The 14,364-nt window shown below is 59.9% G+C and carries 12 protein-coding genes; 3 read left to right on the top strand and 9 right to left on the bottom strand.

Annotated elements, in window-relative coordinates; genetic code table 11:
* Nucleotides 1-4: 4 nt before the first annotated feature.
* From MLC70_RS16650 to MLC70_RS16640, 3 genes are all read right to left on the bottom strand, one after another.
* Nucleotides 5-619 carry a TPM domain-containing protein gene (locus MLC70_RS16650; protein ID WP_248185456.1) on the bottom strand — a complete coding sequence of 205 codons (615 nt, stop codon included), beginning with the start codon at nucleotides 617-619 and terminating at the stop codon, nucleotides 5-7.
* Between the two features lie 63 nt (nucleotides 620-682).
* Entirely contained in the window at nucleotides 683-1,423 is a 741-nt protein-coding gene (locus tag MLC70_RS16645) for a TPM domain-containing protein (RefSeq protein WP_410797592.1), read from the bottom strand.
* Nucleotides 1,424-1,431: 8 nt separating this feature from the next.
* Nucleotides 1,432-2,049 carry a LemA family protein gene (locus MLC70_RS16640; RefSeq protein ID WP_248185455.1) on the bottom strand — a complete coding sequence of 206 codons (618 nt, stop codon included), beginning with the start codon at nucleotides 2,047-2,049 and terminating at the stop codon, nucleotides 1,432-1,434.
* A 119-nt stretch (nucleotides 2,050-2,168) separates the two neighbouring features.
* Between MLC70_RS16640 and MLC70_RS16635 the strand changes: the two genes are divergently transcribed.
* Nucleotides 2,169-2,639 carry a hypothetical protein gene (locus MLC70_RS16635; RefSeq protein WP_248185454.1) on the top strand — a complete coding sequence of 157 codons (471 nt, stop codon included), beginning with the start codon at nucleotides 2,169-2,171 and terminating at the stop codon, nucleotides 2,637-2,639.
* Here the strand turns inward: MLC70_RS16635 and MLC70_RS16630 are convergent.
* The 4 genes from MLC70_RS16630 to MLC70_RS16615 all read right to left on the bottom strand — a co-directional run bounded on the left by MLC70_RS16630 (nucleotide 2,626) and on the right by MLC70_RS16615 (nucleotide 7,507).
* Nucleotides 2,626-4,206, bottom strand: a complete 1,581-nt coding sequence (locus tag MLC70_RS16630) for a PQQ-dependent sugar dehydrogenase (protein WP_248185453.1) — start codon at nucleotides 4,204-4,206, stop codon at nucleotides 2,626-2,628. The two genes, MLC70_RS16635 and MLC70_RS16630, sit on opposite strands and share 14 nt — an antisense overlap.
* A 51-nt stretch (nucleotides 4,207-4,257) precedes the next feature.
* Nucleotides 4,258-5,367, bottom strand: a complete 1,110-nt coding sequence (locus MLC70_RS16625) for a hypothetical protein (protein ID WP_248185452.1) — start codon at nucleotides 5,365-5,367, stop codon at nucleotides 4,258-4,260.
* Between the two features lie 30 nt (nucleotides 5,368-5,397).
* Nucleotides 5,398-6,627: a nucleoside recognition domain-containing protein gene (locus MLC70_RS16620; protein ID WP_248185451.1), complete on the bottom strand. Its 1,230-nt coding sequence runs from the start codon at nucleotides 6,625-6,627 to the stop codon at nucleotides 5,398-5,400.
* A 109-nt stretch (nucleotides 6,628-6,736) separates the two neighbouring features.
* Nucleotides 6,737-7,507: a ferredoxin--NADP reductase gene (locus MLC70_RS16615; RefSeq protein ID WP_248185450.1), complete on the bottom strand. Its 771-nt coding sequence runs from the start codon at nucleotides 7,505-7,507 to the stop codon at nucleotides 6,737-6,739.
* A 134-nt stretch (nucleotides 7,508-7,641) separates the two neighbouring features.
* On the opposite strand from MLC70_RS16615, the gene MLC70_RS16610 reads away from it, so the two are divergent.
* On the top strand, nucleotides 7,642-8,523 hold the full coding sequence (locus MLC70_RS16610) for a LysR substrate-binding domain-containing protein (protein ID WP_248185449.1): 882 nt from the start codon (nucleotides 7,642-7,644) through the stop codon (nucleotides 8,521-8,523).
* Here MLC70_RS16610 and MLC70_RS16605 read toward each other — a convergent pair.
* Entirely contained in the window at nucleotides 8,518-9,123 is a 606-nt protein-coding gene (locus MLC70_RS16605; protein ID WP_248185448.1) for a MiaE family protein, read from the bottom strand. The genes MLC70_RS16610 and MLC70_RS16605 overlap by 6 nt on opposite strands.
* Nucleotides 9,124-9,381: 258 nt before the next feature.
* Here MLC70_RS16605 and MLC70_RS16600 point away from each other — a divergent pair, with 258 nt between their 5' ends.
* Nucleotides 9,382-11,976 (top strand): bifunctional aconitate hydratase 2/2-methylisocitrate dehydratase, encoded by a 2,595-nt coding sequence (locus MLC70_RS16600; RefSeq protein ID WP_248185447.1) that lies wholly within the window; start codon nucleotides 9,382-9,384, stop codon nucleotides 11,974-11,976.
* A 178-nt stretch (nucleotides 11,977-12,154) separates the two neighbouring features.
* On the opposite strand, the gene putP is transcribed toward MLC70_RS16600, so the two are convergent.
* A complete protein-coding gene (putP, locus tag MLC70_RS16595; RefSeq protein WP_248185446.1) occupies nucleotides 12,155-13,645 on the bottom strand; it encodes a sodium/proline symporter PutP in 1,491 nt (496 codons plus the stop codon).
* Between the last annotated feature and the right edge of the window lie 719 nt (nucleotides 13,646-14,364).

Below are 14,364 nucleotides of genomic sequence, written 5' to 3'. Positions count from 1 at the left end.
CCTGTTACAGCATGACCAGGCGGTTCGGCAGCTCGTTTTTCTCACGGGTCGCCGGAACCTGAGCCTTGAGCTGATCCCCGCAGGCCCCGATGGCGTCTACAAAACCCTCAAGGGTTCGGCCCTGGCGGACCTTGGCGGTGAAGTCGCTCACAATGCTTTCCCACACCTGGTTCTCGATTTTGCTGGAAATGCCCTGATCCACCAGAATCTCCACGTAGTGTTCGGCTTCGGACACGAAAATCAGTATGCCGGTACCCCCGGCGGTGTGGTGCAGATTCTGTTCCAGAAACTGCCGCCGGGCCAGATTGGAGGCTCGCCAGAAGCGCACCGCCTTGGGCACCAGCCAATGACTTCCACCAGACACCCGCACCAGCAGACACAGGCCGATGAAGGTGCTCCACTGGGCCATTAACAGCCCGTTCACGCCAAACCAGCCGGTAAGAAAGTTCACGGCACCGGGCACCAGCAGCGCCACAATACCGGCCCAGAGCAAGGGGATATAGGTGTAATCGTCGGAGCTTCTGGCCAGCACCGTGACCAGTTCGGCGTCGGTTTGTTGCTCGACCTCGGCGATGGCCGCGGCCACCTGCTTTTGTTCACTTGCACTCAGTAATGTCATGATTGTTTCGTTCTCATGGGATCAGAAAGAGGTGCTGCTCAGGCGCTGACCAGATCGGCCGCGTTACCAACCACCGGAAGCGCCGCCACCACCGAAACCGCCTCCGCCGCCACCGAAGCCGCCACCACCAAAACCACCGCCACCACGGCCGCCCATCAACGCGCCGGCCGCGAGGCCACCCAGCAGGGCACTGCGCCCACGTCCGCCGCCCATACCGCCAAAAAACGAGAGAATTACAATGGCGAAGAACAGGATGGCAAGAGCCGGATGTGGTTTGTCATCGCGCTTGTCCGAGCGGGACTGCGGAACCGCAAGAGGCTTGCCCCCGAGCACCTCCAGCATCGCTTCGGCGCCATTGACAATGCCAGTGGGGATGTCACCGGCGCGGAATGCCGGCGTGATCACCTGGTTGATAATGGTCGCCGAGGCGGCATCGGTCAGGCGCCCTTCCAGCCCGTAACCCACCTCGATGCGGATTCGGCGCTCTTCTTCCGCCACAATCAACAGGGCACCATTATCCTCGCCTTCCTGACCAATGCCCCAGTGGCGACCCAGCTGATAGCCGAACGCCTCAATGGGGCGACCCTGCAGGTTCGGCATGGTGACCACCACCACCTGTTCAGTAGTGGCTTGCTCATGGGCCGCCAGTATTTCATTGAGCCGGCTTTCAACCCGAGCCGGCAGCATATTGGCGTTGTCCACCACCCTGCCCGTGAGTTCCGGGAACTCCGGACCTGACTGAGCCGCCGCGTGCGCTGGCATCAGTGCAGCCAGCGCGGCAATCACCCCTACCCGACAGACCATCAGAAGCATCAGAATTCCACCTGCGGCGGGTTTTCGGCCCCCGGACTTGTGGCCTCGAAGTTAGACCGCAATTCCAGATCACTGTAGAGGAAGCTATGCCAGAGGCGGCCCGGGAACGTGCGGATTTCCGTGTTGTACCGCTCGACTGCCTGGATAAAGTCGCGGCGCGCCACGGCAATGCGATTCTCAGTGCCCTCCAACTGCGACTGCAACGCCAGGAAGTTCTGGTTGGATTTCAGATCCGGATACCGTTCCGACACCGCCATCAACCGGCTCAAGGCGCTGCTCAGCTCGCCCTGCGCCTGCTGGAACTGCTGCAACCTCTTCGGGTCATTCAGGATGCTCTCATCCACCTGAATGGAGGTGGCGCGGGATCTCGCCTCGATGACAGCAGTCAGGGTTTCCCGTTCCTGAGTGGCAAAGCCCTTGACCGTTTCCACCAGATTCGGCACCAGATCGGCTCGGCGCTGATACTGGTTCTCTACCTGCGACCAGGCCGCCTTGACCTGTTCATCGTAGGTGGGGATATTGTTGATACCGCAGCCTGTCAGCAGCAGTGCCAAGAAAGCAAGAACCGAAAGCCTTACGCCGGCGCGGCGGGGCAAGAAGGCAGAACTGTTCACCATGGTGTCTCCGTTCCCTGAAAGTGGGTAAACCCACGTTTGTTGACGTAAGAACGGTAACACAACGGCGCTTTCAAGTGGGGGTATCTGAGAGCCGTCACACAACCCGGGGAGGATCTGCCATGCTAAGAAACGGTCTCGTTATCACGGTGCTGGCTCTAGCTGGCTGCCAGTCGCTGCCATCCGCCGAGGAGGGACGTGCCAGAGGCGTGTTTTTTGTGGCGAGCGAAAACTGTTTGTCTACATACATTGAGGATCAGAACCGCCTGCATCTCGGCCACTGCCTGACCATTACCGCCGTCAATGGTCAACCACCAGCGGTGCGGCCCGACGGGTTTATCGAGCTGCCTGTCGGCGACCCCACGGAGCTGGCGCTGGATTGCGTGTACCGCCACCAGGATGGAACCTTTCGTGAACAGCCTCGCACTGGCAAATCCCTTGTCCTGTCACCGGAGCGGTTTACCGAGCCCGGCCAGCGCTGGTACCCCGGCATCCGCACGGCCGGTCATGATGCCGTTCACCATCGTGACACCAATTGCACACCGTCATTATCACGCGCTGCGCAACCGGGGGCATCCGTCAACGGGCGGTAACCCGCAAGAGCCGGCCCCGGGGGCTGTCCGTGAGCAGATAGATGGCGCCCTCCGGACCGGTTCTGACATCGCGGATACGCTCATCCAGTTCACCAAACAGCGTTTCCATGTCCACCGCGCCATCGTCCGCCAGCACCACCCGATGCACACTCCTGTCAGCCAACGCCCCGACCAGCAAATTACCTTGCCAGTCCGGAAACTGGTCCCCGCGAACCAGCGCGAAACCCGACGGTGCGATTGAGGGCGTCCAGTGCAAGGCTGGGGATTCCATGCCCTCGTATTCGGTGTAAGGCGTGACCCGCGCGCCGGTGTAATCCAGGCCAAGGGAGACCACTGGCCAGCCATAGTTCTTGCCCGGCTCGATCACATTGATCTCATCGCCTCCTCTGGGACCATGTTCGTGGGCGATCAGGCGGTTCGACTCGCGGTCGAAGACCAGGCCCTGCACATTGCGATGCCCATAGCTGTAGATTTCCGGCAGCGCGCCGGGCCGGTTAACGAAGGGATTATCCTGCGGGGTCGAGCCGTCCCGGTTGATGCGCACGATGGTTCCGATGTGACTGCTCAGTTTCTGGGCCTCTTCGCGATAATCGAAGCCATCACCGAGACTCACCACCAGCGACCCATCCGGCAACCACGCCATTCGGCCCCCGTAATGGGCATCGCCCTCCTTGCCGGGGCGGGCCCGGAAAATCTCTGTGACCGCCGCAAGGCGCTCCTGGCCCCGCTCCAACCGGCCGCGGGCAACGCAGGTATGGTTTTCTGCGCGGGTCCCGCAGGCGTACGCCAGGTACACCTCGCGGCTGCGCTCGAAATCCGGCGCGATCACGACGTCGAACAGGCCCGACTGACCCGAGGCGAAGACCTCAGGCACCCCCATTACCGGGTCAGGGCTCAGTGCGCCGGTCTGATCCAGTATGCGCAGTTGCCCGGTGCGTTCTGTAATCAAGGCCCCGCCTCCGGGCAAAAAAGCCAGCGACCAGGGATGCTCCAGCCCCTCGGCCACGGTTTCCACCCGGTACTCCGCAGACGACTGTGCCCGTGCCTCCTCAGTCGGCGAGAGCGCGACACACCCGAGCACCAACAGCACCACCGTGCCTCTGGCGGGACGGCTCAGCCGGCGAGCGGTCAGTGCCGCAAACAGCCAGCCGGACAATGCGGCCGTGGCCAACATGGCCAGCAGTCCACCGGCGCCGCGGGTGGCGGCTATCAGGGTGGGCATGGGGGCCAGGGCGTCTACCAGCCGCAACGTCGCCCACAAACCGACAGCGGCGCCCAGCGCCAGAAAAGGCGCTCGCGCACCGAGGCCAAACCGGTAGACCAATTGAGCAGCAACCACTTGCGACACCAGAAAACTGGTGCCAAACACCACGGCGTAGATCGGGGCGAAATTCATCAGATCCTCGAAAGTGGTCTCCAGCCGCGCCGCTATGCCGATGTCCACCCCGAGATTTTGCAGTGCCAGAAGATTGACCTGGGTTTGCACCAGCGTTCCTGTACACACACCAAACGCCAGCGCCAGCAGGAAACCCACCATGATCCTGCGCCATCCCGTGCGATTTTCCATTCTCGAAACTCCCCTTATGCCCTGTCCCCTGCTGAACGCGCAGCGATTGAATCAATGATAATCCGGATACCTCGGCGCTCTGCCCGCCAGCCGAACCAGCATCGCCAGCAGCCCTTTCAGTACAAGGATTGCCGGCAGCAACAACCAGCTCATCAGGTACAGCGCCGGCGCCAGAATCAGCAGCCACCCCATGATCTGGATCGCCAGCGGCGACACGCCCAGCACATCCGCGATACCGGCAAACACGTCATTGATGATGCCGGGGTGCCGCAGAACCAGGTACCCGGCCCCGATGATCGCTGGCCACTTTGCGTACCGCGCACTGCTCAGAATCAGCCGGCCGCCGCCAGTAATGCGCGCGGCCAGAGCCGCAGAACGGGTGGACACCCCGGCACTGCGGGTGGCCGTGGCGGCAGCGCGCCCGGCCCGGAGCAGTTTCACCGCACTGGCAAACACCAATACGTCAACGGAGGCCCAACCGATGTCACTGGCGGTAATCTCGTCACCGGTGCGATACCGGGTTTCCAACTGGCGCACACCACTGGCAAAGAACTGGCCGATGCCTTCCAGCACGCGTTCGGTTTGCACCCATTGAGTGTTGCCTTGGGCATCCATCACGAACTGACCCAGGAAATCGTGGCCCTCGGCGCGGATAAAGTTCACCGCATACCAGCCCCTTTCTTCTGGCGTGAGGTCGCCGCTGCCCGCCGGTTCCCGCGCGTCTGCACTACCCTCCCCGCGCAGCTGCGCCCAATATTCCCGGGCCCGCTGGTATTGCTGCGAGGCGGCATTCATCCACTCGATGGACGTAACGGGCTCTTGCAGGAAATAATCAATGGGCGGTAACACATGCTCCCCGTAGCGGCGCAGCACCTCCTGGAACTCGGCCTCGGCGGCGTAGAGAGGAAAAACCCTGCGGGCCATCTCGGGGTAGCTCAGCAGCGCCGCCTGGGCTTTCAGCAAAAGCAAAGGGTCGTCACCGAGGTCGACAAGCGCGGCCTGAACCTCAACCGGCTCATGCCGAAGGGCATCGAAGTGGGGCATCAGTTCCCGCGCCTGCACAGTCACCAGCCGCTCCTCGACCAGCATCGGTCGGGACACTGCGCTGATCAGCACCGCCAGTGCCAGCGCGAGCCCCAGAATCACCATGGTTTTTCTCAAGTGTCCACCCCTGCCGCAGTCACCGTGCCATTAACCAAAGAACCAATAGCATACACCGATGGCGGTCACCATACCGGCCAGGTCCGCCAACAGCGCGCAGCCCAGTCCATGGCGAATCCTGCTGATACCGACGGCGCCAAAATACACCGCCAACACATAGAACGTGGTTTCGGTGCTACCCTGCATGGTTGCGGCCATCAGCGCCGGGAAACTGTCGACACCAAAGTTGTCCATGGTTTCCAGCATCATCGCGCGGGCACCGCTTCCGGACAGCGGTTTGATGAATGCCGTCGGCAGCGCGTCTACGAATCGGGTGTCCCAGCCGAACCCCTCCGCCAGCCAGCGGATACCGTCCAGCCCCGCATCCAGCACCCCGCTGGCGCGCAGTACACCCACCGCAATCAGCATGGCAATCAGGTACGGCAGCAAGGTGACGGTGAAGCCGAGCCCTTCTTTGGCGCCCTCGATAAAGGCGTCGTAGACATTGACCCTGCGCAATGCCCCGATCACCAGGAACCCCATCACGATACTGAACAGGGTCAGATTGCCCACCAGAGTGGAGGTGGCCGCCAGCGCCTGTGCCGACATCCCCGCCAGCATCGTTAACAGCAGCCCTAGCCCGAGCGCGCCGGCCAGCAGATACGCCAGCACCACCGGCTGCCATAGTTTCAGCCTTTGCATCACCGCCACACTGAGCAGCCCCACGAGGCTGGACGCGGTGGTGGCCAGTAGAATCGGCAGGAACACCGATGTGGGGTCTGCCGCACCCTGTTGCGCCCGGTACATGAAGATGGTGACTGGCAGCAAGGTCAGCGAGGAGGTGTTGAGCACCAGAAACAGGATCTGTGCATTGCTGGCAGTATCCCTGCTCGGGTTAAGGCTCTGTAGCGCATGCATGGCCTTGATCCCGATGGGTGTGGCGGCATTGTCGAGCCCGAGGACATTGGCGGCAAAGTTCATGCTGATCAGTCCCATGGCGGGATGGCCGCTGGGTACTTCCGGCATCAGCCTGCGGAACAGTGGGTCCAGCGCTCGCGCCATCAGGCGAATCAGCCCCGCCTTTTCAGCGATAGCCAGAAACCCAAGCCACAGGGTCATGGTGCCCGCCAGCACGATGATGATGTCGACACTCAATCGGGCCATATCGAACAGCGCGGCAACCAGGCGGCTGAAGACTTCAGAATCGCCCATCCCCAGCCATTGCCAGAGCGCAGCGACAAAGGCCGCAATGAAAAAGCTCAGCCAGATTCCGTTTAACATGCAGCGTCCAGACGTTTGATCAGGCGATATCAATGGCCAACAAAAAACCCCGAAGCTCTCACTCCGGGGTTTTCGTCAGGCCGGTCTGGCCAGCAGTATAGGCGGGCTGTTACTGCTCCACAAACGCCCGCTCGATCACGTAATGTCCGAGATCGCCGCCACGGGCTTCCTTGAACCCCATGTTGTTGAGAATGCTGCAGGTGTCCTTGAGCATGCTGGGGCTGCCGCAAATCATGAAGCGGTCGTTCTCCAGATCGAAATCCGGCAGATCGAGATCACGGGTCAGTTTGCCATTTTCCATGGCATCGGTCAGACGCCCCTTGTTACGGAACTCTTCCCGGGTCACGGTCGGGTAGTAAAGCAATTTGCCATCCACCATCTCTCCGAAGAACTCGTTGTTGGGGAGTTCCTCGATTTCCTGCTGGTACGCCAGCTCGGAGATGTAGCGGACACCGTGGGTCAGGATGACCTTGTCATAGGCCTCATAGACCTCGGGATCCTTGATGATGCTCATGAACGGTGCCAGGCCAGTGCCGGTGCTGATCAGCCACAGGTTCTTGCCGGGCAGCAGGTTGTCCATAATCAGGGTACCGGTAGGCTTGCGGCTCACCAGGATCTCGTCGCCCACCTGGATTTTCTGCAGCCGCGAGGTCAGCGGGCCGTCCTGAACCTTGATGGAGAAGAACTCCAGCTCTTCCTCGTAGTTCGCGCTGGCGATACTGTAGGCGCGCATCAGCGGCTTGCCGTCAGTTTCCAGGCCAATCATGGTGAAGTGGCCGTTCTTGAAACGAAACCCCGGGTCGCGGCTTGTGGTGAAGCTGAACAGGGTGTCGTTCCAGTGGCGGACGCTGGTGACTTTCTCTTTGATCAGGTTGCTCATGATAACTCTCGCCTGTTCGTTTCGCTTTGAGTGGAAGTTCTGAATTGCATAAATAGTAACCCGCAGCTAACCTATCGACAAAATGGGATATCTTCATAACCTTATTCGACCCAATCGATTACGGCAGCATCTTCATGAAATACAGTTTCCGCCAACTCGAAGTTTTCCTTGCCGCGGCCCACTTCCAGAACATCACCCGGGCCGCGGAATCCCTTGCCATGTCCCAGTCTGCGGCCAGTAGCGCGCTGAAAGAGCTGGAAAACCAGTTCGACATTCAGCTGTTCGACCGGGTGGGCAAGCGTTTGCAACTGAACGAGCTGGGGCGGTTGTACCGCCCCAAGGTGGAGGCGCTGCTGGCCCAGGCCGGCGAACTGGAGCAGGCGTTCAGCAAGCACTCCGAGGTGGGCGCATTAAAAGTGGGCGCCACCCTGACCATCGGCAACTACCTGGCCGTCGGTGTCATGGCCCAGTACATGAACACCCCCACCCGACCAAAGGTTGCCCTGGAAGTTGCCAATACGCGCACCATCGCCAAGCGGGTGAGTGATTTCGAGCTGGATATCGGGCTGATCGAGGGTGAGCTGCAATCGTCTGAACTGGAAGTGATCCCCTGGCGCGGCGACGAACTGGTGGTGTTCTGCTCGCCAGACCACCCGCTGGCAGCAAAACGGGCACTGAACGACAACGATCTGCGCAGCGCCACCTGGGTCATGCGGGAACCGGGCTCCGGCACCCGTCAGAGTTTTGAGCGCGGCATGCACGGGCTGCTGCCTGATCTCAACATCCTGCTCGAACTGGAACACACCGAAGCCATCAAGCGGGCGGTGGAGGCGGGATTGGGTATCGGCTGTCTGTCGCAGGTGTGCCTCGTGGACGCTTTCCGCCGGGGCAGCCTGGTGCCGCTGAGCGTGCCGGAAAGCCGATCATTCGATCGTCAGTTCTACTTCATCCTGCATAAACAGAAATACCGCAGCGCCGGCATTGATCGCTGGATGGCCCTGTGCCGCGAGCTATAGCAGCGGCCCACTGTGAAAACGGAACTCGTTATCGGGCTGCTCGACCAGAGCCCGTTCAGCCTCTAGGAAAACCGCTAACCGCTCATCCACGGGGCCACCGTTGGCCTGCTCCGCCAGCTTGAGGTAATCCTGATAATGACGGGCCTCGGATTTCAGCAGGCTGGTGTAAAAATCCGCCAGCGTTTCATCGAGGTGCGGCGCCAGCGCCGCAAACCGCTCGCAGGAGCGGGCTTCGATGATTGCGCCGACGATCAGCACATCCACCAGCCGCCCAGGGTCGTCCGAACGCACGTGCTGCCGCAACCCCGCTGCGTAACGGGCCGGGGTGAGATGATCGTAACGAACGCCGCGCTTGTTCATAATCGCCAGCACCTGCTCGAAATGCCGCAACTCCTCACGCGCCAAACGGGACATTTTGTTAAGCAGTTCGGTGTTGTCCACGTAGCGATACATCAGGCTCAGCGCTGTCGAGGCGGCCTTTTTCTCGCAGTGGGCGTGGTCGATCAGCATCAGGTCCTGATGGTCCAGGGCGTTCTCGATCCAGCGATGGGGCGTTCGGCAGGGCAGAAAGTCGTGAATCTCTTGCAGGGCGTCGGTCATATCTCTGTTACGGCAGCAACGATTGGGGAAAGGGAGTATAACGCACTTAACAGAGGACTCCGACCACTGTCCAGCTTAACTTTATACGGGGTTTCCTATAGAATACAGCGCCAGATCAAGGAGTCTCTGAATAAATCCTGAAACCCCATCGGTGATTTGAGGCCTTATTCAGAGGCTCCTGCGGCCTTTCCGCCAAAAACTCCCGCCAGGCACTGTTGCCAACGGCGCGGGACATTCCAACTGATGAGGGTCCATATCGTGTTAGAAGCCTATCGTGAGCACGTTGCTGAACGTGAAGCCCTGGGAATCCCACCCAAGCCCCTGAACGCAGAGCAGACCGCTGCCCTGGTCGATCTACTCAAGAACCCGCCAGCCGGCGAAGAGAATACACTGGTTGATCTTCTCGAAAACCGTGTACCGCCGGGCGTGGACGAAGCTGCGTATGTAAAAGCGGCCTTCCTGACCGCCATTGTTAAAGGCGAAGCCGCTTCCCCGCTGATCGACAACAAGAAAGCGGTTCAGCTGCTGGGCATGATGCAGGGCGGCTACAACATTGCCACCCTGGTTGACCTGCTGGACAACGCCGAACTGGTTGATCTGGCCGGCGAAGAGCTCAAGCACACCCTGTTGATGTTCGACGCGTTCAACGACGTCAAGGAAAAGATGGACGCCGGCAACGCCGTTGCCAAGTCTGTGGTTGAATCCTGGGCCAACGCCGAGTGGTTCACCAATAAGAACAAGGTACCCGAGAGCACCAAGATGGTGGTATTCAAGGTAACCGGTGAAACCAACACCGACGACCTGTCCCCCGCTCCGGATGCCTGGTCCCGCCCGGATATCCCGCTGCACGCTCGCGCCGCCTACAAAATGGAACGCGACGGCCTGAAGCCGGAAGAGCCCGGTGTTACCGGCCCCATGAGCCAGATCGACGAGATCAAGGCCAAGGGCCTGCCCGTTGCCTTTGTGGGTGACGTTGTCGGTACCGGTTCCTCCCGTAAGTCGGCCACCAACTCGGTACTGTGGTTCTTCGGTGACGACATCCCGGGTGTGCCGAACAAGCGCGCCGGCGGTGTCTGTATCGGTAACAAAGTCGCTCCGATCTTCTTCAACACCATGGAAGACGCCGGCGCTCTGGTTTTCGAAGCACCGGTTGATGACATGAACATGGGCGACGTGATCGAAATCCGCCCTTATGAAGGCAAGATTCTGAACGAAGCCGGCGAGACCATCTCCGAGTTCAAGTTCAAATCCGATGTCATTCTGGACGAAGTCCAGGCCGGCGGCCGTATTCCGCTGATCATCGGCCGTGGCCTGACCGCCAAGGCCCGTGCGGCACTGGGCATGGGCGCAACCGACCTGTTCCGCCTGCCAAACGATCCGGAAGCCGGCACCAAAGGCTTCACCCTCGGCCAGAAGATGGTCGGCAAGGCCTGCGGCCTCGAGGAAGGCCAGGGCGTGCGCCCGGGTACCTACTGCGAGCCGCACATGACCACCGTGGGTTCCCAGGACACCACCGGCCCGATGACCCGTGACGAGCTGAAAGATCTGGCGTGTCTGGGCTTCCAGGCCGATCTGGTGATGCAGTCATTCTGTCACACCGCTGCTTACCCCAAGCCGGTTGACGTTGAAATGCAGCACACCATGCCGGACTTCATCCGTAACCGTGGCGGCGTCTCCCTGCGCCCGGGCGACGGTATCATCCACTCCTGGCTGAACCGCATGCTGCTGCCTGACACCGTCGGCACCGGTGGCGACTCCCACACCCGCTTCCCGATGGGTATCTCCTTCCCGGCCGGTTCCGGTCTGGTTGCCTTCGCCGCAGCCACCGGCGTTATGCCGCTGGACATGCCAGAATCCGTTCTGGTGCGCTTCAAAGGTGAAATGCAGCCGGGTATCACCCTGCGCGATCTGGTACACGCGATCCCGCTGTACGGCATCAAGCAAGGCATGCTGACCGTCGAGAAGAAAGGCAAGATCAACGAATTCTCCGGCCGCATCCTGGAAATCGAAGGTCTGGAACACCTGACCGTCGAACAGGCATTCGAGCTGTCTGACGCTTCTGCCGAGCGCTCTGCTGCGGGTTGTACCATCAACCTGTCGGAAGAGTCTGTCGCCGAGTACCTGCGCTCCAACATCACCATGCTGCGCTGGATGATTGCCGAAGGTTACGGCGATCCGCGTACGCTGGAGCGTCGTGCCAAGCAGATGGAAGAGTGGATTGCTGATCCCAAGCTGATGCGCGCTGACCAGGACGCCGAGTACGCCCACGTGGTAGAAATCGATCTGGCCGACATCAAAGAGCCGATCGTATGCTGCCCGAACGATCCGGACGACGCCAAGTTCCTGTCCGAAGTCGCTGGCGACAAGGTGGACGAGGTCTTCATCGGTTCCTGCATGACCAACATCGGTCACTTCCGCGCGGCCGGCAAACTGCTCGAGCAGCACAAAGGTGCCCTGACCACCCGTCTGTGGATGTCTCCGCCGACCAAGATGGATCAGGCTCAGCTGATGGAAGAAGGCTACTTCAACACCTACGGCACCGCCGGTGTGCGCACCGAAATGCCGGGCTGCTCCCTGTGCATGGGTAACCAGGCACGTGTGGCTGCCAAGTCTACGGTGCTGTCTACTTCCACCCGTAACTTCCCGAATCGCCTCGGCGATGGTGCCAACGTGTACCTGACCTCTGCGGAACTGGCTGCGGTGGGTGCGGTTCTGGGCAAACTCCCGACTCCGGCGGAGTACATGGAGTACGCCAAGAACCTGAACAGCATGTCGAAAGAGATCTACAAGTATCTCAACTTCGACCAGATGGAGAACTACACCAAGAAGGCCGCCGAAGCGAACGTCGCTTAAGCAATGGCCTTCTGCCTCGAAGTTAAAGAGGCAGTTCCATGAAAACGCCAGCCTTCGGGCTGGCGTTTTTTTGTTTATAGCATCGGGCCTCCCGCCCCGCTGCCAGGCACCCCAAAACAAAAAAAGGGGCTCCCGAAGGAGCCCCTGCAATCACTCAGAGCGATGTTTCCGCTCCTGGTTACCGCTCAATGTGCTGGTATTCGCCAGCATCGGCAGTCGCCAGACTCACCACAATGATAGCGATCATAGCGGCGGCAAAGCCGGGAATGATTTCGTACACACCCGGGCCACCCATGAATTCACCGTTCCAGCCCAGTGAGATCCACGCCATCACAGTAGCTGCACCCACCACCATGCCTGCGATAGCGCCGGCACCGTTGGTACGCGACCACATCAGCGACAGGATGATCAGCGGACCAAAGGCCGCACCGAAGCCTGCCCAGGCGTTACTGACCAAAGCCAGTACCTGGGAGTCAGGATCCGACGCGATCACGGCCGCAACCAGACCGACCAGAACAACACACACACGGCCAACGCCAACGCATTCCTTGTCGGTGGCTTCCTTGCGCAGGAACAGACGGTAGAAGTCCTCAGTCAGCGACGAGGAAGACACCAGCAACTGACTGGAGATGGTGCTCATGACCGCCGCCAGCAGCGCTGCGTAAAGGAAACCGGTGATCAGCGGGTGGAACAGCAGGTCCGAGAGGATAATAAAGATCGTTTCGGGATCGGCGATGTCCATGCCGTTACGTACGGCGTAGGCTCGACCAAAAATACCCAGTGAGATGGCACCGATCAGGGAAATACCCATCCAGCCCATGCCGATATTGCGGGCAATGGGCACATCTTTCAGCGTGCGGATGGCCATGAAGCGAACAATAATGTGCGGCTGGCCGAAGTAGCCCAACCCCCAGGTAACAGCAGACAGCCAGCCGATGAAGGTCAGCCCCTCGGTCCACGACAGCAGTTTGGGATCCACCGAATTGAGGGTCTCGGTCGCTTGCGCGAACCCGCCACCGCCTTCGCCGAACAGCACCACCGCCGGCATGATCACCAGTGCCAGCATCATGATGCAGCCCTGCACAAAGTCAGTCATGCTCACCGCCAGGAAGCCGCCAACCACCGTGTAGGCCAGTACTACGCCCAGGGTGATCACGATACCCACGGCGTAGTCACTGAGACCACCGAAGTTGAAAATTCCGGCAAACGCGCTTTCAAACAACTTGCCGCCGGCGACCAGGCCAGACGCGGTGTAAACCGCAAAGAAAATCACAATAACGATGGCCGAAACCGTTCTCAGCGACAACGCCTGTGTGGGGAAACGGTTCGCGAGGAACGACGGAATGGTAATGGCGTTGCCGTAGTGAACCGTTTGCTCGCGAAGACGCGGCGCAACCAGGGTCCAGTTGACGAACGCACCCACAAACAGGCCAATACCAATCCAGGCGGATGCCAGGCCAGTAACGTAGAGCGCTCCGGGCAGACCCAGAAGCAACCAACCGCTCATATCCGAGGCACCGGCAGACAGCGCCGCCACTTTCGGGCTGAGGGCGCGACCACCCAACATGTAATCCTCAGATGATGAGGTGGATGTGCGCATTGCATAAATGCCAATGGCAATCATGAGCGCAAAGTATGCAAACAGACTGATCCAAACTCCAATAGCCATAAGGCTCCTCCAGTTCATTAATCGGGCATTCGCCCGACTGTTTGACGCGCTTCCCGGGCTGAGTCCGACAGACGCGTCAATTGTTGTTATGTCTCTTCTGCTTTAAACGAGTGAGAACGCACTAGCGCCTACAACGCAGGCTGATACATAAGTGTGACTACCTCCTTATCCAGTTGATGGCGTGTTGCTCTGTGACAAGAGCCCCGGGCCCCTCAAACTCTCTCAACGGCACACGGAAGCAAGGGCGCATTTACGGCCGCTGAACGGCCACACTCTCACCACCGCACCCGTCTGATTACAATTAATATAGCAGTTACCGGCTTTTACGCGTTGTTCGCTATAAAAAGCGTTACTTTTGCTGCCGATGGCGAAAGCGGACGGGGCAACAAAATAACCGGGAACGCAGGACGCCGGCAAAGGCATACCGGCGATGTGGCGGGGCTCAGCGGATGGCTCAAGAACCTTGTTGGCACTGAACATAATGGCGGTTTCCGCAGAGTGACACACAGGTATACGTTAGTGTTACTACGGATCATCGGCTTACAGAATCCTACGATTCTTTTGCAAATTCGTCCGAAAGTAGCCGTTTTTTATGAAATCAGGCGACTTTTTCGCCAACACGCAACCGCGTTGGTGTGGTGCTGTCAATGGCCATTTATTTTGACCCACCTTTGGCCAATAAAATTGACCCACCTTTCATAGTCTATCTTGTGGCTTTT

The organism is Marinobacter goseongensis (assembly GCF_023156235.1).
Classification (GTDB): Bacteria; Pseudomonadota; Gammaproteobacteria; order Pseudomonadales; family Oleiphilaceae; genus Marinobacter; species Marinobacter goseongensis.
The sequence above is the reverse complement of the archived record's forward strand: the minus strand, read 5'-3'. Positions and strand labels throughout refer to the sequence as shown.

Excerpts from the sequence above, each read along its gene's own strand:
- MLC70_RS16640 (WP_248185455.1), bottom strand. The coding sequence starts at position 2,049 with ATGGTGAACAGTTCTGCCTTCTTGCCCCGCCGCGCCGGCGTAAGGCTT.
- MLC70_RS16635 (WP_248185454.1), top strand. The coding sequence starts at position 2,169 with ATGCTAAGAAACGGTCTCGTTATCACGGTGCTGGCTCTAGCTGGCTGC.
- MLC70_RS16645 (WP_410797592.1), bottom strand. The coding sequence starts at position 1,423 with ATGGTCTGTCGGGTAGGGGTGATTGCCGCGCTGGCTGCACTGATGCCA.
- MLC70_RS16615 (WP_248185450.1), bottom strand. The coding sequence starts at position 7,507 with ATGAGCAACCTGATCAAAGAGAAAGTCACCAGCGTCCGCCACTGGAAC.
- MLC70_RS16605 (WP_248185448.1), bottom strand. The coding sequence starts at position 9,123 with ATGACCGACGCCCTGCAAGAGATTCACGACTTTCTGCCCTGCCGAACG.
- putP (WP_248185446.1), bottom strand. The coding sequence starts at position 13,645 with ATGGCTATTGGAGTTTGGATCAGTCTGTTTGCATACTTTGCGCTCATG.
- MLC70_RS16650 (WP_248185456.1), bottom strand. The coding sequence starts at position 619 with ATGACATTACTGAGTGCAAGTGAACAAAAGCAGGTGGCCGCGGCCATC.
- MLC70_RS16620 (WP_248185451.1), bottom strand. The coding sequence starts at position 6,627 with ATGTTAAACGGAATCTGGCTGAGCTTTTTCATTGCGGCCTTTGTCGCT.
- MLC70_RS16630 (WP_248185453.1), bottom strand. The coding sequence starts at position 4,206 with ATGGAAAATCGCACGGGATGGCGCAGGATCATGGTGGGTTTCCTGCTG.
- MLC70_RS16610 (WP_248185449.1), top strand. The coding sequence starts at position 7,642 with ATGAAATACAGTTTCCGCCAACTCGAAGTTTTCCTTGCCGCGGCCCAC.